Annotated in this window: 19 protein-coding genes and 1 tRNA gene; 12 read left to right on the plus strand and 8 right to left on the minus strand. The window is 67.9% G+C overall.

Annotation, left to right across the window (positions count from 1 at the left end; all coding sequences use genetic code 11):
• Positions 1-77: 77 nt before the first annotated feature.
• Together leuA and Afe05nite_RS00095 are read right to left on the minus strand one after the other, a co-directional pair.
• On the minus strand, positions 78-1,808 hold the full coding sequence (leuA, locus tag Afe05nite_RS00090; protein ID WP_203814826.1) for a 2-isopropylmalate synthase: 1,731 nt from the start codon (positions 1,806-1,808) through the stop codon (positions 78-80).
• A 188-nt stretch (positions 1,809-1,996) separates the two neighbouring features.
• Positions 1,997-2,779 carry a hypothetical protein gene (locus Afe05nite_RS00095; protein WP_239117436.1) on the minus strand — a complete coding sequence of 261 codons (783 nt, stop codon included), beginning with the start codon at positions 2,777-2,779 and terminating at the stop codon, positions 1,997-1,999.
• Positions 2,780-2,943: 164 nt separating this feature from the next.
• Between Afe05nite_RS00095 and Afe05nite_RS00100 the strand changes: the two genes are divergently transcribed.
• Together Afe05nite_RS00100 and Afe05nite_RS00105 are read left to right on the plus strand one after the other, a co-directional pair.
• Entirely contained in the window at positions 2,944-4,209 is a 1,266-nt protein-coding gene (locus tag Afe05nite_RS00100; protein ID WP_203814827.1) for an aspartate kinase, read from the plus strand.
• A gap of 7 nt (positions 4,210-4,216) precedes the next feature.
• Positions 4,217-5,269, plus strand: a complete 1,053-nt coding sequence (locus Afe05nite_RS00105) for an aspartate-semialdehyde dehydrogenase (RefSeq protein ID WP_203814828.1) — start codon at positions 4,217-4,219, stop codon at positions 5,267-5,269.
• Between the two features lie 74 nt (positions 5,270-5,343).
• Here Afe05nite_RS00105 and pyrE read toward each other — a convergent pair whose 3' ends face one another.
• Positions 5,344-5,862: an orotate phosphoribosyltransferase gene (gene pyrE, locus Afe05nite_RS00110; RefSeq protein WP_203814829.1), complete on the minus strand. Its 519-nt coding sequence runs from the start codon at positions 5,860-5,862 to the stop codon at positions 5,344-5,346.
• A gap of 92 nt (positions 5,863-5,954) precedes the next feature.
• On the opposite strand from pyrE, the gene Afe05nite_RS00115 reads away from it, so the two are divergent.
• The 3 genes from Afe05nite_RS00115 (at position 5,955) to Afe05nite_RS00125 (ending at position 9,684) form a co-directional block, all read left to right on the plus strand.
• Positions 5,955-7,115, plus strand: coding sequence for an FIST signal transduction protein (locus Afe05nite_RS00115; RefSeq protein ID WP_203814830.1), 1,161 nt, complete (start codon positions 5,955-5,957; stop codon positions 7,113-7,115).
• 2 nt (positions 7,116-7,117) lie between these two features.
• Positions 7,118-9,286 (plus strand): putative bifunctional diguanylate cyclase/phosphodiesterase, encoded by a 2,169-nt coding sequence (locus tag Afe05nite_RS00120; RefSeq protein ID WP_203815216.1) that lies wholly within the window; start codon positions 7,118-7,120, stop codon positions 9,284-9,286.
• Between the two features lie 98 nt (positions 9,287-9,384).
• Positions 9,385-9,684 (plus strand): hypothetical protein, encoded by a 300-nt coding sequence (locus Afe05nite_RS00125; protein ID WP_203814831.1) that lies wholly within the window; start codon positions 9,385-9,387, stop codon positions 9,682-9,684.
• 59 nt (positions 9,685-9,743) lie between these two features.
• Here Afe05nite_RS00125 and Afe05nite_RS00130 read toward each other — a convergent pair whose 3' ends face one another.
• Together Afe05nite_RS00130 and Afe05nite_RS00135 are read right to left on the minus strand one after the other, a co-directional pair.
• Positions 9,744-10,835 carry a DUF4190 domain-containing protein gene (locus Afe05nite_RS00130; protein ID WP_203814832.1) on the minus strand — a complete coding sequence of 364 codons (1,092 nt, stop codon included), beginning with the start codon at positions 10,833-10,835 and terminating at the stop codon, positions 9,744-9,746.
• A gap of 747 nt (positions 10,836-11,582) precedes the next feature.
• Positions 11,583-12,038, minus strand: coding sequence for a GatB/YqeY domain-containing protein (locus Afe05nite_RS00135; RefSeq protein WP_203814833.1), 456 nt, complete (start codon positions 12,036-12,038; stop codon positions 11,583-11,585).
• Positions 12,039-12,063: 25 nt separating this feature from the next.
• Between Afe05nite_RS00135 and Afe05nite_RS00140 the strand changes: the two genes are divergently transcribed.
• The 7 genes from Afe05nite_RS00140 to Afe05nite_RS44430 all read left to right on the plus strand — a co-directional run bounded on the left by Afe05nite_RS00140 (position 12,064) and on the right by Afe05nite_RS44430 (position 15,451).
• Positions 12,064-12,960: a metallophosphoesterase gene (locus tag Afe05nite_RS00140; protein WP_203814834.1), complete on the plus strand. Its 897-nt coding sequence runs from the start codon at positions 12,064-12,066 to the stop codon at positions 12,958-12,960.
• A 73-nt stretch (positions 12,961-13,033) separates the two neighbouring features.
• A tRNA-Pro gene (locus Afe05nite_RS00145) sits at positions 13,034-13,110 on the plus strand.
• A 268-nt stretch (positions 13,111-13,378) separates the two neighbouring features.
• The gene (locus tag Afe05nite_RS00150; RefSeq protein WP_203814835.1) at positions 13,379-13,624 is read left to right on the plus strand and encodes a hypothetical protein; all 246 of its coding nucleotides are present in this window, start codon (positions 13,379-13,381) and stop codon (positions 13,622-13,624) included.
• Between the two features lie 67 nt (positions 13,625-13,691).
• Entirely contained in the window at positions 13,692-14,330 is a 639-nt protein-coding gene (locus tag Afe05nite_RS00155) for a YbaB/EbfC family nucleoid-associated protein (RefSeq protein ID WP_498371337.1), read from the plus strand.
• Positions 14,330-14,644, plus strand: coding sequence for a hypothetical protein (locus tag Afe05nite_RS00160; protein WP_203814837.1), 315 nt, complete (start codon positions 14,330-14,332; stop codon positions 14,642-14,644). Before Afe05nite_RS00155 ends, Afe05nite_RS00160 begins: the two co-directional genes overlap by 1 nt.
• Positions 14,645-14,660: 16 nt before the next feature.
• A complete protein-coding gene (locus Afe05nite_RS00165) occupies positions 14,661-15,320 on the plus strand; it encodes a hypothetical protein (protein ID WP_239117437.1) in 660 nt (219 codons plus the stop codon).
• A complete protein-coding gene (locus tag Afe05nite_RS44430) occupies positions 15,317-15,451 on the plus strand; it encodes a hypothetical protein (RefSeq protein ID WP_275407431.1) in 135 nt (44 codons plus the stop codon). The genes Afe05nite_RS00165 and Afe05nite_RS44430 overlap by 4 nt, the downstream gene beginning before the upstream one ends.
• 67 nt (positions 15,452-15,518) lie before the next feature.
• Here the strand turns inward: Afe05nite_RS44430 and Afe05nite_RS00170 are convergent, their stop codons facing one another.
• Genes Afe05nite_RS00170 through Afe05nite_RS00180 form a run of 3 tightly spaced genes read right to left on the minus strand, consistent with a single transcriptional unit; the run spans position 15,519 to position 17,023 of the window.
• Positions 15,519-15,956 (minus strand): hypothetical protein, encoded by a 438-nt coding sequence (locus tag Afe05nite_RS00170; protein WP_203814838.1) that lies wholly within the window; start codon positions 15,954-15,956, stop codon positions 15,519-15,521.
• A 7-nt stretch (positions 15,957-15,963) separates the two neighbouring features.
• Positions 15,964-16,563 (minus strand): helix-turn-helix domain-containing protein, encoded by a 600-nt coding sequence (locus tag Afe05nite_RS44885; RefSeq protein ID WP_203814839.1) that lies wholly within the window; start codon positions 16,561-16,563, stop codon positions 15,964-15,966.
• Positions 16,550-17,023 (minus strand): hypothetical protein, encoded by a 474-nt coding sequence (locus Afe05nite_RS00180; RefSeq protein WP_203814840.1) that lies wholly within the window; start codon positions 17,021-17,023, stop codon positions 16,550-16,552. Before Afe05nite_RS00180 ends, Afe05nite_RS44885 begins: the two co-directional genes overlap by 14 nt.
• Positions 17,024-17,548 lie beyond the last annotated feature (525 nt).

Here is a 17,548-nt window from a genome sequence, read left to right on the forward strand (position 1 = left end):
GGTCTGCCCGAGTCGGTCCCTCGTGGGTGGATCATCCCGCGCGCCGCCGGGTGACACGGCGGCACGCGGGGATGAGATCAGCGGGCGCGGTTGATGGCGCTGGTGACCGCTTTGATCGAGGCGCTGACGATGTTGGCGTCGATGCCGACGCCCCACACCGCCCGGTCCCCGACCTCGACCTCGACATAGGCCGCGGCCTGCGCGTCGCCACCCGCGGTGAGCGCGTGCTCCTGATAGTCCAGAACTCGGGCCTGAACTCCCAGCGGGGCCACGGCCTGCACGAACGCGTCGATCGGGCCGTTGCCGACACCGACCAGCGGACGGCGTACCCCGCGGTGGAAGACCTCCAGGTCGATCTCGACCTTGCCGTCCACGGTGGCGGTGCTGTAGCCCTCGATCTTGAAGGCCGCGGCGACCTGGTGGTCGACCAGGTATTCGCCCGCGAAGATGTCCCACATCTGCTGCGGGGAGACCTCGCCGCCCTCCTCGTCGGTGTGGTGCTGCACCACGCCGGAGAACTCGATCTGCAGCCGCCGCGGCAGGTCGAGCTTGTGCTCCTCCTTCATGATGTACGCCACGCCGCCCTTACCGGACTGCGAGTTGACCCGGATGACCGCCTCGTAGCTGCGGCCTACGTCCTTCGGGTCGATCGGCAGGTAGGGCACGCCCCAGGTGAAGTCGTCGACCTCGACGCCGGCCTCGTCGGCATCCGCCTTCAGCCAGGCGAAACCCTTGTTGATCGCGTCCTGGTGGGAGCCCGAGAACGAGGTGTAGACCAGGTCACCCACGTACGGGTGCCGCTCGTGCACCGGCAGCTGGTTGCAGTACTCGACCGTACGTTTGATCTCGTCGATCCTCGAGAAGTTGATCATCGGGTCGATGCCCTGGGAGAACATGTTCAGGCCCAGGGTGACCAGGTCGACGTTGCCGGTGCGCTCGCCGTTGCCGAACAGGCAGCCCTCGATGCGGTCGGCGCCGGCCAGCAGGCCCAGCTCGGCCGCCGCCACACCGGTGCCGCGGTCGTTGTGCGGGTGCAGCGACAGCACCACCGAATCGCGCCGCGGCAGGCGCCGGTGCATCCACTCGATCGAGTCGGCGTAGACGTTCGGCGTGGCCATCTCGACAGTGGCCGGCAGGTTGATGATCAGCGGCCGGGCCGGGGTCGGGTCGATGACGTCGATGACGGCCGAGCAGACCTCCAGGGCATATTCCAGCTCGGTGCCGGTGTAGGACTCGGGGGAGTACTCGTAGAAGATCTCGGTGTCCGGGGTGTGGATCTCCGCGTACTTCTGGCAGAACCGCGCGCCGCTCGTGGCGATGTCGGTGATGCCGTCCTTGTCCAGGCCGAACACGACCCGGCGCTGGAGCACCGACGTCGAGTTGTAGAAGTGGACGATCGCCCGCTTGGCCCCGCGCAGCGACTCGAAGGTGCGCTCGATCAGGTGTTCCCGGCACTGGGTCAGCACCTGGACGGTGACGTCCTCCGGGATCAGGTCCTGCTCGATCAGCTGGCGGATGAAGTCGTAGTCGGTCTGCGACGCCGCCGGGAAGCCGACCTCGATCTCCTTGTAGCCCATCTGCACCAGCAGCATGAACATGCGCTTCTTGCGCTCGGGGGACATCGGGTCGATCAGGGCCTGGTTGCCGTCCCGCAGGTCGACCGCGCACCAGCGGGGGGCCGCCTCGACGTGCCGCGAGGGCCACTGCCGGTCGGCTACCTCGACCTTGAACTGTTTCTCGTACGGCGCGTACCGCTGGTAGGGCATTGCGCTGGACCGCTGCGTCGCGAAGGGGTTGTCGGTTGACATGGAGGCTGCTCCAAACGGGAAGCGAGACGAACAGGCGGCGCGCGTCAACTCCGCGACGAGGTGCCGGCCTGGGATCAAGCCTCGTCGCGGCAGCGAAGGAGAAGGAGTGCCTGCCACATGTCGAAATCACCCTACGTGATCAACCCGGAGGTCGCTAACTCAACGCCCGGATCGTGGGAACGCCGGGGTCAGGCGGAGGGCAGCGGGCCGGCCGGTGGCCCGACCGTCGGCGGCAGGTTGTCGAGGCCCATGGCCGGCCCCGTCGTCTCCGGGCCGGGCAGCTGCACAGTGGCCGGCCCGACCACCTGACTGACCAGTTTGAGCACGCCGAAGCCGACCCGGGCGGCGGTCAGCACCCCGTCGGTGGCGTAGCAGTAGATGCCGATGTCGACCGGCGCCTGGATGGAGGCGGCGATCGAGTCGACCGAGTAGCAGGTGCCCTGCGCCCCGGCGAGTGGCTTCACCTCGGTGACCGAGAGCGGCGACTGCCGGTCACGGAAGACCGGCAGCCACTGCCGGAACAGTCGCTCGACCTGCGGGGAGTTGTCCTTCGGCACCCGTTTGCCGGCCGCCGCGACCTTCACGCAGCCGGGCGTGATCGGGTTGCTGGGCGAGGAGACGGTGCACTGGTAGACCCCGGCGGCGGTGGAGACGATCGACACGTCGGTGGTGCCGCCGAGCATCGCCTTGCTCACGTCCACCCGCCAGGTGCCGTCGGCGGCGATGGTGGCGACGACGTTGTGCTGCCGGCCGCCGCTGTCGTCGTCGAGCGAGTAGAGCGCGGCGTACGCCTTGTCCTGCGCCGCCGCGGCCTTGCCGGCCAGATCGACCCGCGCGTCCAGGGCGGGGTCGTCGGCCAGGGTCGGCGAGGCCGACTGGGTCGGGGTCGCCTTGGGCGTCCCACCGCAGGCCGCGACGCAGCCCAGCATGATCAGGGCAAGGGCGGACAGAAGGCGGGAGCAAGGGCGCACCGAGACATTCTCGCCTCCAAGTGCCGAACCGGCCGTCTCGCGTGTCTGGCGTGTCGCGTGGCCGAATTCTGGGATCAGCTGTCGGCCTCCGGCTCCGGCGCGACTACTGTGGTGGCGGATTGCCCTGACCGGGCGTTTTGAAGAAGCCGAAGGATTGGTTACCCGTGGCACTGGTGGTGCAGAAGTACGGCGGTTCCTCCGTGGCGACCGCCGAGCGCATCAAGCGGGTGGCGGAGCGCATCGTGGCCGCCCGCAAGGCCGGCGACGACGTGGTCGTCGTGGTGTCCGCGATGGGCGACACCACCGACGAGCTGCTCGACCTGGCCAACCAGGTCAGCCCGCTGCCCCCGGGACGCGAGCTCGACATGCTGCTGACCGCCGGTGAGCGGATCTCGATGGCGCTGCTCGCGATGGCGATCCACAACCTGGGCTACGAGGCGCGGTCCTACACCGGCTCGCAGGCCGGCGTGCTGACCACCTCGGTGCACGGCAAGGCGCGGATCATCGACGTCACCCCGGGCCGGTTGCGCTCGGCGCTGGACGAGGGCGCGATCTGCATCGTGGCCGGTTTCCAGGGCGTCTCGCAGGACACCAAGGACATCACCACGCTTGGCCGCGGCGGTTCGGACACCACGGCGGTCGCGCTGGCGGCGGCCCTGCACGCGGACGTCTGCGAGATCTACACCGACGTCGACGGGGTCTTCACCGCCGACCCGCGGATCGTGCCGAACGCGCAGCACATCAAGCAGATCACCTACGAGGAGATGCTCGAGCTCGCCGCCGGCGGGGCGAAGGTGCTGATGTTGCGATGCGTCGAGTACGCCCGCCGCTTCAAGGTGCCGATCCACGTACGCTCTTCGTATTCCAACAAGCCCGGCACCATGGTCACCGGATCGATGGAGGACCCTTCTGTGGAACAAGCGCTGATCACCGGGGTCGCCCACGAGCGGAGCGAGGCCAAGATCACCATCGTCGGGGTGCCCGACGAGCCCGGTTCCGCCGGCCACATCTTCAACACGGTGGCCCAGGCCGAGATCAACATCGACATGATCGTGCAGAACATCTCGACCGAGGGCACCGGCCGCACCGACATCTCCTTCACCCTGCCGAAGGCGGACGGCGCGACCGCGATGGCCGCCCTCGACAAGATCAAGGAAAAGATCAAGTTCAAGAGCCTGCTCTTCGACGACCACGTCGGCAAGGTCTCGCTGATCGGCGCGGGCATGCGCTCGCACCCGGGCGTCGCCGCCTCCTTCTTCGCCTGCATCGGTGAGGCCGGCGTCAACATCGAGATGATCTCCACCTCGGAGATCCGGGTCTCGGTCGTCTGCCGCGACACCGATCTCGACACCGCCGTTCGCGCCGTGCACGACCAGTTCGAGCTCGGTGGCACCGAGGAAGCCGTGGTCTACGGCGGAACCGGCCGGTAAGTCCTCGATGGCGCAGCCGACGCTCGCCGTCGTCGGAGCAACCGGCTCCGTCGGCACCGTCATGCTCGAGTTGCTCTCCTCCCGGCGCAACGTCTGGGGGGAGATCCGGCTGCTCGCCTCCGCCCGCTCGGCCGGCAAGGTGCTGAGCTGCCGGGGCGAGCAGCTCACGGTGCGGGAGCTGACGCCGCAGGCCTTCGACGGCGTCGACGTGGCCATGTTCGACGTGCCCGACGACGTGTCGCTGGAGTGGGCGCCGATCGCCACCTCGCGCGGCGTGACCGTGGTCGACAACTCGGCCGCGTTCCGGATGGAGCCGGACGTCCCGCTGGTGGTCCCCGAGGTCAACCAGGAAGCACTGCGCCACCGCCCACGCGACATCGTCGCCAACGCCAACTGCACGGTGCTGGCGATGATCATGGCGATCGGGCCGCTCCACCGGGAGTACGGCCTGCGCGAGTTGGTCCTCGCCTCCTACCAGGCCGCCTCGGGCGCCGGTCAGGTCGGCGTGGACACCCTGCACGACCAGCTCAGCAAGGTGGCCGGCGACCGGCTGCTCGGCTCCCGGCCGGGCAACGTTCGGCAGGCGGTCGGCGACGACCTCGGTCCGTTCCCGGCACCGCTCGCGCTCAACGTCGTGCCCTGGTCCGGCCTCCCCGAGCCGCTCGGCTGGTCCTCCGAGGAGCTCAAGCTGCGCAACGAGTCGCGCAAGATCCTGGGGCTGCCGGCGCTGAAGGTCTCGGCCACGTGCGTACGGGTCCCGGTGGTCACCGGCCACTCGATCGCCGTGCACGCCGTCTTCGCGTCCGAGGTCACCGCCGACGGCGCTCGCCAGGCCCTGCGCGGCGCCCCGGGCGTGATCCTGGTCGACGACCCGGAGGCGGGCGAGTTCCCGATGCCCATCGACGCGGTCGGCACCGACCCGTCATGGGTGGGCCGCATCCGCCGGGCGATGGACGACCCCCGGGCCCTGGACCTGTTCGTGACCGGCGACAACCGACGCAAGGGCGCGGCCCTCAACACCCTGCAGATCGCCGAGCTGATCGCCGCGGAGAAGAAGTGAGCACCGCGGGGCGGGACGACCGCGAACTCGGGGTCGCCCCGCACGCACGGAACAGCTAGCCGGACCGGCCGCGATCAGCTCAGGTCTTCGCGGGTCAGCAGGGCGCGCAGCTGGATGCCCTCGGCCGACAGCGCCTCGGAGCCGCCCTCCTGACGGTCGATCACGCACAGCGCGTGGTCCACGTGCGCGCCGAGTTTGCGCAGCTCACCTGTGGAGATGACGACCTGGCCGCCGGAGGTCACCACGTCCTCGACCACCAGCACTCGGCGGCCGGCCACCTCGGCACCCTCGGCGAGCCGGGCCGTGCCGTACTTCTTGGCCTCCTTGCGCACGAAGGCGGTCGGCAGCTTCGCGTGCCGGGCCAGCGCGGTCACCACCGCGATGCCGCCCATCTCCAGTCCCGCCAGCACCTCGGTGCCCTCCGGAATCAGCACCGCCATCCGCTCGGCCAACCGGTCGAGCAGTTCCGGGTCGGCCTCGAACTGGTACTTGTCGAAATACTCCGTGGCGGTGCGGCCGGAACGCAGAACGAACTCGCCGGTGAGCCGGCTGACGTCGCGGACCTGCCGGGCGAGGTCTTCAGAGGAAGTCACAAGTAACAAGCCTGTCAGGCCGCTCGGGGACGGATGACAGCACCCCACACGCAACCACTCAGCAACCGACAAATGGTGCCGACTGGAGGGTTATGCAGAGCATCCCGCACCGTTGGTTCGGCGCCGGGCAGAGCAGTGCCGCGGATTCCGCCAAGGCCGGTGCCGAGGCCACGGCGGAGGCGATCGGTGGCCGTACGCCCAAAGCGGTCTTGGTCTTCTGTTCGGTCGCCCATGACCTGCCGGCGTTGCTCGCCGGCGTGCGTGAGCAGGCCGGCCCGGACGCGGCGATCGTCGGCAGCAGCACGATGGGCGAGATCGGCAACGCCGGGCTGACCGTGGGCGGGGTCGCGGTGGCGGCGCTCGGCGGGGACGGCTTCACCGTGCACACCCGGGCGGCGCACATCCACGAGTCGGATCCGCGCGCGGCCGGCGCGGCGGCGGCCGAGTCGCTGCGCGGCCTGCACGACGACCACAAGGTGCTGATCCTGCTCTGCGACGGGCTGACCGGGCATCCGCACGACATCGTCCGGGGCGCCTATTCGAGTGTCGGCGCGACCGTTCCGCTGGTCGGCGGCTTCGGCGCGGACGACCGGAAGTTCGAGCGCACCTACCAGTTCCACGGCGACGAGGTGCTCACCAACTCGGTGGTCGGCCTGGCGCTCGGCTCGGACGGGCCGATCGGCATCGGGGTCGCGCACGGGTGGCGCCGCAAGGAACCGCCGATGATCGTCTCGAAGAGCCACGGCGCGCACATCTTCGAGCTCGACGGCGAGCCGGCCCTGGACGTCCTGCTGCGCCGCAACAACTTCACCGGGACCGCCGACGAGTTCTTCGACCTGGGCCGGTCGCTGCAGCCGCTCGGACTGTCCCGGCGCAACGGCGAGGACATCCGGGTGATCCACGCCGGCGACGACGAGGCCCGCTCGGTATGGGGCACCGCCGACGTGCCGCACGGCGCGCTGGTCTGGCTCATGGAAGCCGACCGGCAGGCGCTGCTCGACGGCGCCACCTGGTCGTGCACCGAGGCGCTGGCCCGGCTCGACGGACTCAGCCCGCTCGGCGTCATCGCGTTCGACTGCGCCGGTCGGCGGGCGGGCCTGATGGACGGCGGGGTGGACGAGGAGATGGCGGTGATGCGGGACGCGCTCAAGGGTGCGCCGTTCGCCGGCTTCTACACGTCCGGCGAGATCGCCCGGGTGCGCGGCGCGAGTGGCCTGCATCACCTCACCCTTGTCACCCTCGCCCTGGCGTGACGATGCCCTGGACGCGTTTGCTCACCGAGTTCTTCACCGCGGTCAACGCCGCCGAGGACGAGCGGGACGCGATCTCCGGCGCGGTCGAGCTGGCCACCGAGATGGTCGAGGCCGAGGTGGGTGCGGTCGTACGCGACGGCAAGGTCCTCGGCGCGTACGGCTTCGGGCCGGACGTTCCGCAGGCCCGGCTGCTGGGGGTGGCCGCCGGCGAGAACCTGCTCGACGTCGCCGGCATCGGCGAGTTGCATGCCGTGCCGAGCCCGCTGGGCAGCGGCGACGCGGACGCGCTGATCGTGGCCCGGCAGGGCCGGCCGTTCCGGGCCGAGGAACGGCAGTTGCTGCTCGGCATGGCCCAGGTGCTCGGTCTGGCCCTGCGAAGCATCCGGGTGCTGTCGGCCGAGCGGCATCTGCGGGCGGAGAAGGAACGGCAGGCCTCTTCCGCGCAGACCCGGCAGCGGCTGGTCGAGTCGTTGCTCACGATCCAGCGGGCGATCTCGGCCCGGCGCCCGCTGCCGGAGATCCTGGACGCGGTCACCGGCGGCGCGTCCGAGCTGCTGGCCGGCGCGACGGTGGCGCTGCTGCTCGCCGAGGGCGGCCCGGACCGGCGGCTCACCATCGCCTCCAACTGCGGCGGCGAGCTGTTTCCGGAGGCCACCGCGCGGGCGGCGATGACCTCCGGCACGGTGCTGATCCAGCCGGACGAGACCGGGACCCTCATCGCGACCCCGGTTCGGGTCACCGGCGAGATGGCCGGCTGCCTGGTCGCGCACCTGCCCGGCGGCACCGAGCAACACGCCGAGGAGCGCGACCAGCTCGACGCGTTCGCTCAGCAGGTGAGTCTCGCGTTGACCGACGCCCGCACCGTCGAGGCGGTCCGCGAGGCGCACCACGACCCGGTCACCGGCCTGCCCAACCGGGCCCTGTTCCTCAAGATCCTCAACCGCGTACTGGCTTCCCGGGTCATCTCGACCGACCCGACGAGTGTGCTCTTCATCGATCTGGACCGCTTCAAGGCGGTGAACGACAGCCTCGGCCACGAGGCCGGAGACCAACTGCTCGCGCTGGTCGCGAGACGGCTGCGAGGTTGCGTACGGGCGTCCGACACCACCGCCCGACTCGGCGGGGACGAGTTCGCCGCGATCCTGCACGACTCCCCGAAGGAGGCCGCCACCATCGTCGGTGACCGGATCGTGGCCGCGATCAAGGAACCGTTCCGGGTGGCCGGTCGGGAGATCTTCATCGGTGCCAGCGTCGGCGTCGCGGTGTCCCGGGAATCCGCGGAGAAGTCCGAGGCCCTGCTGCACAACGCGGACGTCGCGATGTACCGCGCCAAGAAGGACGGCCCGGGCCGGGTGCTGGTCTACGAGCCGTACATGCACGCCGAGGCGCTCGACCACCTCAGCCTGCGCGGTGACCTGCAACGAGCGCTGCGCGAGGGCGAGTTCCGCCTGCAGTACCAACCTCTGGTCCGGCTCGCCGACGGGGTGCCGGCCGGGGTCGAGGCGCTGATCCGCTGGCACAGCCCGACCCGCGGTCTCGTGTCGCCCGTCGACTTCATCCCGATGGCCGAGGAGTTCGGCCTGATCGTCGAGATCGGTCAATGGGCGCTCGAGACCAGCGCCCGCCAGGTGGCCGCGTGGCGGCGCGAGTTCCCCGACCTGGGTCTGAACGTCAACGTCTCGGGCCACCAACTGGTGCACCCGCGCTTCGCCGACAACGTCATGCGTGCGCTGGCCATCGCCGGTCTGCCGTCCAGCGCGGTGACCCTGGAACTGACCGAGTCGGTGCTGATGAGTGAGCCCGACCTCGGTAAGGCCGCCCTGCACACCCTGCGGAGTCTGGGTGTCCAGCTGTCCATCGACGACTTCGGCACCGGTTACTCGTCGCTCGCCTATCTGCGTGAGCTGCCGGTCGACGAGCTGAAGATCGATCGGGCCTTCATCGCGCGGGCCGAGCTGACCGGTGAGGACCTGGCGCTGGTGCGCACGATCGTCGAGCTCGCGCAGATCCTCGGCCTGCGTACGGTGGCCGAGGGCATCGAGAACGCGGCCCAGTTGCTGGCGTTGCGCGGGCTGGGCTGCGGCTATGGCCAGGGCTACCATCTGTGTCGGCCGACCGATCCCGAAGAAGTGCCATCGCGCCTGCTCACGGCGCTGGTCGAGCACCGATGATCACCCGTCCGCGTACTTGATTCGCGGTCTACTACATCGGAGATCCTTTTGGGGTACTTTTCGCCTAAATGGTGCTAATTACTCGGAAGGAACATTCCGTGACACCCTTCGCATTGTTCTTCCTCATCGCACTCGCCGGCTCGTCCTGCTTCGCCTTAGGCCGTGCTCTGGGCCGCGGCGAACGCTACGAAAAGGGATATCGGGAAGGCTTCCGCGACGGCGAGACCGGCTCCTTGGCCCGAGCGGCACGCCTGATCCAACTGAACGGCCGCCCCGCCATCGCGCCCGCGGTCGAAACCATGCTCGGCCCCTACGCCGTGCCGCAGCAACAACTGCCGGGCCGCACGGTCGGACCGGCGGTGGCTTCGGTTCCGGTGCGACCGCAACTCGCCCTTTAGATCTCCCATTCCACAGACCCGGGTGTACGGCGTAAAGCCGTCCCCGGGTCTCCGCACATTCAGGACAGTGCGTACAACGCAACCCCGAATACAGTGCAGGCCGCCGCCACGTTGACCGCAATCGAACCGAGCTGCTCAGCCCGGCGCCCCGCCAGGAAACCGCAGGCGACCGCGGCCGCCCCGATCGGGAAGAACAGGATCGCCACCGCGGCCAGGATGAATGTCGCGACGCTTAAGACGTCTCTTTTGTCATTACGGCCGCTTTTTTGTGCTGTTGCCGCCAGCTGAAGTGATTCCGCCGCCAGCTCGGCTTCGCTGGTTTGCTGGGCCTCTTTTTCGACAGGTGGGGCCAGCTCGGTCAGAGCGGCTTGTTCCGGCAGGCTGGTCGGTCCGGTGTACGGGGCAAGCTCGGTGGGCGCGGCCAGGTCGGTGAGAGCGGCCATCTCGGCCACGGCCACCGAGACCGCCGGAAACTCGAGCGTCTGCTGGTCGGCAAACGGATCCACGGCCAGCGCCACACCCCCGCCGACCTGTTCATAGGCCGGGACCATCGGCTCCGGCCCGTCAAGCAGCACCGGCCCGCCCGCCGGCCCGCCCGCCGTCCTGTCCATCGTCCTGTCCATCGCCCCGCCCGTCGGCACGAAGTCGCCCGAGGCCGGCGCCATCGGTTCGGACGCATAGGGGACACCCCCCGGCGACGGAGACACCGGAGCCGTGCCGAACGACAGCCAACTCGACGGCGGATATACCGGATCGTGATCGAACCCTGACTCGCCGTCTTGCGGGTACGGGGGTTCTTCCCCCATCGCCAGTTCGTAGGTCGGGTCGTATGCCAGCTCGTAGTCGAGCGGGGGTTCGTCGTTCGGGTCGTAGCCGAGCGCCAAGTCGTCGTTCGGGTCGTATGCCAGCTCGTAGTCGAGTGCCGGCTCTTCGGTCGTGTCGTATGCCAGCTGGTAGTCGAGCGCGGGCTCGTCGGCTGGTTCGTGGCTGGGCGGTGGCTCTTCGGTCGTGTCGTATGCCAGCTCGTAGTCGAGCGTCGGCTCGTCGGCCGAGTCGTAGTGGGGCCCAGGCTCGTGGGTCGAGGGGTATGCCGGCTCGTGGTCGAGTGCGGGCTCATCCGCCTGGGGGTAGGTGGGCGCGGGCTCGTCCATCAGGGGGGATGCGGGCGCGGGTTCGCTGGCTAGGGGGTATGCGGGTTCGGCGATGGGGGGACGCGCCGGCTCCTGGTCGGGGGCGAGCCCTTGGGGCGCAGGCTCGTGGGGTGGAGGGCTGGGGGGCGCTTGGTTCAGTGGGGGAGCAAGGGGTGCGGTGGCGATCGGGGGGTCGCCGGCGTGCTCAAGGAGGGCGGTTGGGAGGGGGAATGGGGGTAGGCCGCCAAGCGACATCTCGCTGAGCGGGGGGTACAGCGGGGTGACCGAGAGCGGCATGGGGGCGGTGCCGAACGGGTGGCCGCCGGGGATGCCATAGGGGCGGGCGGTGCCGAAGACGCCGACAGGCTGGGCCGGGGTGGGCGCGGCCGGGGTGCCAGTGGGCGGGGCCGAGGTGGCGGCGGGCGCGGCCGGGGTGTCGGCGAGCGCGGCGGGGGTGGCGGCGGGCGCGGGCGGGCCGGGCTGGATGGGGGGCCACGGAGGAGGCGGCGGAGGTGAGGGTGGAGCTGTGGCCGGGAGTGCGGACGGGGGTGGGGGCGGCAGGGAGGACGCCCGCTGGCCGCACGTGCCGCAATAGGGGGTCGGCCATGGTTGGGTCGAGCCACAGTTGACGCAGTTCATGTGCTCTCCAGGGGTAGTCCTGGGGAGCACATCGGTTGCTTCCGGCGGCACTTGAGAACTGCCTGCTTTTCACGCGTGCGCCAGCGGGCAACCACGGCTGCGGTTGGCGACGACGCACGCGCGTACGATTCAGATGCCCAGCTGTTTGCGCACCTCAGCCGCCACTCGACCGCCTTCCGCGCGGCCGGCGATGGCCGCCTGGGCGGCCTTCATGGCCGGGCCCAGCTGGGCCTTTCCGACGAAGTTGCCGGCCGCCAATGCCTCCGCGACGAGCTCCGAGATCTCCGCGTCGGTGAGCGGTTTGGGCAGGTAGCGGTCGATGATCTCGCCTTCGGAACGCTCCTTGGACGCCTGCTCCGACCGGCCCGCGTCGGCGAACGCGGTGGCTGCCTCGCGCCGCTTCTTCGACTCCTTGGTGAGCACGGCCAGCACCTCGTTGTCGGAGAGCGCGCGGGCCGCACTGCCGGCCACCTCGGCGTTGCGGACCGCGGCCAGCGTCATCCGGAGCGTGGCGGTGGTCAGTTCGTCGCGGGCCTTCATCGCGGTGTGCAGGTCATCGTTCAGGCGGTCTTTCAGCGTTCCCATGGACGGAGAAACTACTCTTGCCGTCATGCGCAAGCGCTCCTTTATCGGTCTGGCCGCCGGAGTCACCGCGGCCGGGGCCGCCACCTTCGCCTACTCGTCGCTCATCGAGCGGAACATGTTCACGCTGCGGCGCTTCGATGTGCCGGTGCTCGAACCGGACGCGGAGCCACTGCGCATCCTGCACATCTCCGACCTGCACATGATGCCCTCGCAGGCGCGCAAGCAGGCGTGGGTGGCCTCGCTGATCGGTGCCGACCCCGATCTGGTGGTCGTTACCGGCGACAACATGGCCGACCCGGACTCGGTGCCGGGCGTGCTGCGGGCGCTCGACCCGTTCCTGTCGGTGCCCGGGGCGTTCGTTTTCGGGTCGAACGACTACCAGGGTCCGGTCTGGGGTAATCCGTTGCGATATGTCCTGCCGGTCGAGCGGGAGTACGTGCAGGGCGTCGACCTGCCGACGGAGGACCTGCGGTCGGCGTTCGTGGAGGCCGGCTGGGCCGACCTGAACAACGCGCGTACGGTCCTGAAGGCCGGCGGGCGCTCGATCGAGCTGGTCGGGGTCGACGATCCACACGTGGAGCGGGACGACTACGAGTCGGTGGCGGGCCCGATCTCGACCGGCGCCGACCTGCACATCGGCGTGACCCACACGCCGGCGACGCGGGTGCTCGACGCGATGGCCGCGGACGGGTTCGGGCTGCTGCTGGCCGGCCACACGCACGGCGGTCAGGTCTGTGTGCCGTTCTACGGGGCCCTGACCACCAACTGCGACCTGCCCACCGCGATGGCGCGCGGACTGCACCGGTGGCCGGGCTCGGACACCTGGCTGCACGTCTCGGCCGGCCTCGGCACCCACCCGACCGCCCCGATCCGGTTCGCCTGCCGCCCGGAGGCCTCGGTGCTGACACTGATACCGCGCTGACCTGCGGTTTTGCCGTAAGGGGGATACCGATTTCGCCGATCGCGTCGGCGTCGGATACTATTTCCTGGCAGCTCGGGGTATGGCGCAGCTTGGTAGCGCGCTTCGTTCGGGACGAAGAGGCCGTCGGTTCAAATCCGGCTACCCCGACCACTAGAAACACCAGCTCAGGGCTGGTTCTCCGCAAGGGGGACCGGCCCTGATTTGTTCCCCGGCTCGCGTCTGGGAGTGATCTGGGAGTGGATCTTGCAAACTCACTCCCCGACCTCCTTGCGGCGAGCTTCCAGGAGCCGGTCCAGGACTACGACCGGCGAATGCGACGCCATAGCGAGCCGCTCGTCCAACGCAGCTCCCCACAGCTCTGTCAGTTGGGAGAGGAACTGAAGGCGCATGGTCGGGGTGAGGCACGATCGCGGTGGCCGTGGCGCTCGCCGTCGTCACACTCGCTGGCGCGGTGGCTGCCCAGATCGGCACCTCCGGCACGGTTCGGGTCATCGTGGCGGTCGTGGTTTCCGCCGGTGCAGGTGTCATCGCATTGATGGCCCTATTCTTCCTGACAGGCGGGAGCACCACCATCATTTTCGCGTTCCTGCTGGCCCACGCCGCGTTGTTCGTCGCGTTGATCGCGCGAGCTGCCCTGCGCGTGCCGACCAGGACGAAGGGCTGAGCGATGCACCCCAAGGTTCCCTCCAGGGCTGCTAGAGCTCCAACGCCACGTCGAGCACATCGGGCAGATCGCGCGGGCCGTTGCGAACGCCACCCCGCCTCCGTCGCAAGGCACCGACTCGACAGGTTGCGTAAAAGTCACTATCGGCGCCGATGGTCTGCCCACGCAGATCCAGATCCTGGACCGCTGGCGACGACTCCGCGAGCCGGACGAACTTGCGGCGGCGGTGACCGAAGCCAAGAACGATGCAGTACAACGAGCCGTTGCCGCCTGGACCGCAGACCTAGGGCAAAATCGACAGCAACACCGCGCCGAGAGACCCGACAGCGAGGACGCCGAACGTCTACCGCACGGCCAGGTAGCCGAGGCCACCGAGCTTGCCGAACGAGTCCTCGTCACGTTGCAGCAGGTTCAACGATCACCAGCCACCGAACCCACCGAGTACACGGGAACCGACGACGGAGCGCACGTCAGCGTCCAGCTCGGCTTGGGCGGCCTGACCGGATGCACCATCGACCCACGATGGGCAGCCCGCTACGAGGGCGCCGCAATCACCGCGGCCGTATCCGCCGCCCTGGTCCGCGCCGCCGCTGAGCGCGCCGCCGCCACTACCCAATCCGGAGCAGATCTGGACGGCGTGCTGGGCGATGCTCTTGCCACGTTGTCCGCTCTGACCCGCCAGCCGACGCCCGAAAGCGAGGACTGATGACACAGCCCAGCCCACAGGAAGTCGCGGTCGCGACCAACGCGCTGCGCAGCGAAGCCGGCGAGTGGGACACCCAGAGCGCGACCATAGCGAACGTCAGCACGAGGGCGACTGACATGGAATTTGGCCGGCTCGAAGCCGGACTGTTCCAACTGCTGGTCGGCCCCTACAACGACGTCATCAACGCCGTCGCCGCGCGCACCAAGGAAGGTGCCACCGCGATGACGCAGATCGGTCAGACGCTGCGGACCGTCGCAGACACCTACGACGCCGAGGACAAAGCCGCCATGCACCGGATCAAGAACATCTACTGACGGAAGAAGCCCAGCGATGTTCAGTCAAGCGCAGTACGAGGCAGTGATCCGCGAGCTCGAAAACGGCACGACGACCCTCGAAGCCAAACTCGCCGAGGTCGGCCCCGCCGCACACTCCCCCACCAACCACTGGTGGATCACCCCACCAGCAGCCGAAGCGATCAACTGGATCGCCAAGGAAACCGTCGAGGTCGGCACCAGCATCCTCCGGTGGATCCGCGACCTGCTCAAGGGAGCCACCGCACCCATCTGGATGTTCATCGACTCCTACCGCTGGATGGACATCAAGGGCAAAGCCAACGGCGTATCCACCGACCTGACAACCCAGAGCCTCATCGTCGACGACACCCACTGGTCCGGCACCGCCCGAGACGCCTACCTCGCTGCCGCCGGCGCCCAATCCACGTCCGCCGCCCGCATCGGCTCCATAGCCGGTAACACCACCGGCTACCTACTGGGTTGCGCCGCGGCCGGGCTGGGGTTCTACATAGTCCTCGCCGGCGTCCTCGCCAAACTCATCGCCGCGACAGTCGCCGCCATCGCCGCATTTGGCTCCGCCGTCTTCTCCTGGGCCGGCGCCGCGATCGTCCTCGAAGAAGCCAGCGTTAACACCGGAATTATCGTCACCGCAACCTCAACGCTCGCCCTGTTTCTTGGCGCCCAGCCGCAGCCATGATCACCCTGCACGGCGAAGCAGTCGACCCCACCAGCTTCCCCGCCGGCACCTGGCCCAAACCCAACACCACCCAGTACAACGACGCCACCGTCAAAGACGGCGACGCCGACTGGTCACTGCGAAAGCAATAACGCCTTGGCCGTGGGAATCTCAGCCAAGGCTATCGCTACCGCAAAGAATGGCCGTACCTTTGGTGCTTTATGCCCCACCGCTTTGGGCCCGAGCGCGAAGAACAGCCCCACGATGTGCAAACAGTGGCAGGTAGAACGGTGGAAGGGCAAGACGGTTCGTCGTCGATGCTAAAAACTCGCGTATGAATGGCACGACTGTAAGGAGGAGAGGACCTTTTGCATACTTCTCTATCTCCTCTTGCTCAGGTTCTTCGCCACCGTGCGAAAATGAAGCTACAAAGCTAGCGTCGATCTGGGCAACCAGTGCACCATTTGAATTCAGGAATTTGAAGCTAGTACGGACGGTGAAGACAAAAGCTTCTTGGAGTGAGAACTCAACCTCGATGCTCTGATCAACCTTGCCCGGAGTGGCATCATCTGCGTCCCCACGAACCACTTGGCATTCATCTAGGAATAGCGTTTCCAGCGCTAACTGGTCAACAAGTGTGCTTACGGTATCTGTCATCGTATTCTCACGAAGCCGTACGGTTTGCTTCGACCGAACCGGTGAGTTCAACCGCTCCCGTCGTCCAACTATCTGAACGAGGTGATGTCGGAAGGCGCCTAACATGACCCGTCCGCGAGACACTTACGCGTGCGACCTGTGAGGGAGCTCCGTGCGGCGTCGTACGGAGGATGTCATCGGCAGCTACCACCATGGGAACTGTCACGGGACCCTCATGGGTCAAGAAGGTCTGAACGAAAACCTCGAAGGTCTTCTCGGCCTGCTCGGCTGCCCTTCTTCGGGAACGCCGGCCTCGGAGATCTAGTGGCGGTCGATTTTTTTCTGCAGGCACAGCGCCGATCGTCAATTCGTAGCCCATTGCGCGAACGAAACGAGCAATCGTGGCGATATGTAGGTTTCCGTCTCCTGAAAATACTTGAGATACACGACCCTCAGTCACGCCCAACTCCGCCGCTACCTCTTTCGAGGTTAAGCCGGACGCGGCTTTTGCCGCGTGTAGCAGGCGCGTGATACCAGCGGCAGCTGCTGCGGCCGCCAGCCCCAGACGTCCTTGGGGTGTTGAGGCTCGCTCCTCGTAGAAGGAGACGGTCGGGTTATCGCTTGTCATGCTCGATATCCTCCTCTCGAACGATGAGCGTCATGTCTAGATCGTCGTCCGTCGTGCGTTGGCCAGTCTTCGGAAACGCATGTCCAAGACGAACGTATTCATCAAAATCGGGAAACCAGTAATATCTACCGCGACTCGCCTTGCCTGCACTATCAGGTCTCGGCTTAGGGTTAAAGGTCCCATCACCTGGAGTGTCGAAGAACGATAAGCGCTTAGCTCCCAGCTTAAATTCCCAGATCCCATCGTCGAGGTCGTTAACCGCGCCAGTGTAGGGCGGTTCACCTTCATCAGCTAGCATTCGAAAGAATGTCAGCAATTTGTCGTAGTCGCTGATCTGCGCGTCGTCTGGGAAGTCGTCCCCGAAGTCTGGATCTTCGATCCAGGTGCCTTGACTAAGATGATCTAGGAAGGCTGCTGCAGGCGAGGTGACGCCGTCGGCTCGAACCGCGCACTCGATCACGTAGCACTCCCCTTCACAGATCGGTCGGCGCGTCACTTTAGCCAACTGTAAACCCCCCGCCTCGGATACGCAGCCCTGATCTGCGACCGACGGTGCCCTTTTCGCTCCGGAGAGTCAACACCTAGGCCTGGACAAATCGCTCGAAGCAGCCGTTGTGGGCAGCGATCTTTGTCGATGCGGACGACACGGTACCGTACTTTCGGCGGTGCGAACTCTGCCCGGTCGGGCAAACCTGCCAGCGGACCGCGTGTCCGTAGCCTTGGCGTGTCTACGGCGGCGGTCAGGATTCCAGCCGCTCCATCGGGCCTATCTGCCTGGTTGTTTCCGCGGATTACTGCCGAATTGATCTCTTCTGAATCAAGGCGCCGCGCAAGCGCGGCGCGGCCGGACGCGCTCGGCCTGCTGGCGGCCTCCGGCCGGCATCGGCCGGCGCACCGGCCAAGGCTGTCTGGCTGCGCTGGACCCAGTCCTCACCTCCGGCGGGGGCGCTTCTGGCTTCTGGGATGGTGCGCCATCCCGTCCACC

The sequence above is a fragment of the Paractinoplanes ferrugineus genome, from assembly GCF_016862195.1.
Lineage (GTDB): Bacteria > Actinomycetota > Actinomycetes > Mycobacteriales > Micromonosporaceae > Actinoplanes > Actinoplanes ferrugineus.

What these genes read in the sequence shown, in the direction of transcription:
- leuA (WP_203814826.1), bottom strand. Translation starts at nt 1,808, where the DNA reads ATGTCAACCGACAACCCCTTCGCGACGCAGCGGTCCAGCGCAATGCCC.
- Afe05nite_RS00105 (WP_203814828.1), top strand. Translation starts at nt 4,217, where the DNA reads ATGGCGCAGCCGACGCTCGCCGTCGTCGGAGCAACCGGCTCCGTCGGC.
- Afe05nite_RS00115 (WP_203814830.1), top strand. Translation starts at nt 5,955, where the DNA reads ATGCAGAGCATCCCGCACCGTTGGTTCGGCGCCGGGCAGAGCAGTGCC.
- Afe05nite_RS00120 (WP_203815216.1), top strand. Translation starts at nt 7,118, where the DNA reads ATGCCCTGGACGCGTTTGCTCACCGAGTTCTTCACCGCGGTCAACGCC.
- Afe05nite_RS00130 (WP_203814832.1), bottom strand. Translation starts at nt 10,835, where the DNA reads ATGGACGAGCCCGCGCCCACCTACCCCCAGGCGGATGAGCCCGCACTC.
- Afe05nite_RS00135 (WP_203814833.1), bottom strand. Translation starts at nt 12,038, where the DNA reads ATGGGAACGCTGAAAGACCGCCTGAACGATGACCTGCACACCGCGATG.
- Afe05nite_RS00140 (WP_203814834.1), top strand. Translation starts at nt 12,064, where the DNA reads ATGCGCAAGCGCTCCTTTATCGGTCTGGCCGCCGGAGTCACCGCGGCC.
- Afe05nite_RS00160 (WP_203814837.1), top strand. Translation starts at nt 14,330, where the DNA reads ATGACACAGCCCAGCCCACAGGAAGTCGCGGTCGCGACCAACGCGCTG.
- Afe05nite_RS00165 (WP_239117437.1), top strand. Translation starts at nt 14,661, where the DNA reads ATGTTCAGTCAAGCGCAGTACGAGGCAGTGATCCGCGAGCTCGAAAAC.
- Afe05nite_RS44430 (WP_275407431.1), top strand. Translation starts at nt 15,317, where the DNA reads ATGATCACCCTGCACGGCGAAGCAGTCGACCCCACCAGCTTCCCCGCC.
- Afe05nite_RS00170 (WP_203814838.1), bottom strand. Translation starts at nt 15,956, where the DNA reads ATGACAGATACCGTAAGCACACTTGTTGACCAGTTAGCGCTGGAAACG.
- Afe05nite_RS44885 (WP_203814839.1), bottom strand. Translation starts at nt 16,563, where the DNA reads ATGACAAGCGATAACCCGACCGTCTCCTTCTACGAGGAGCGAGCCTCA.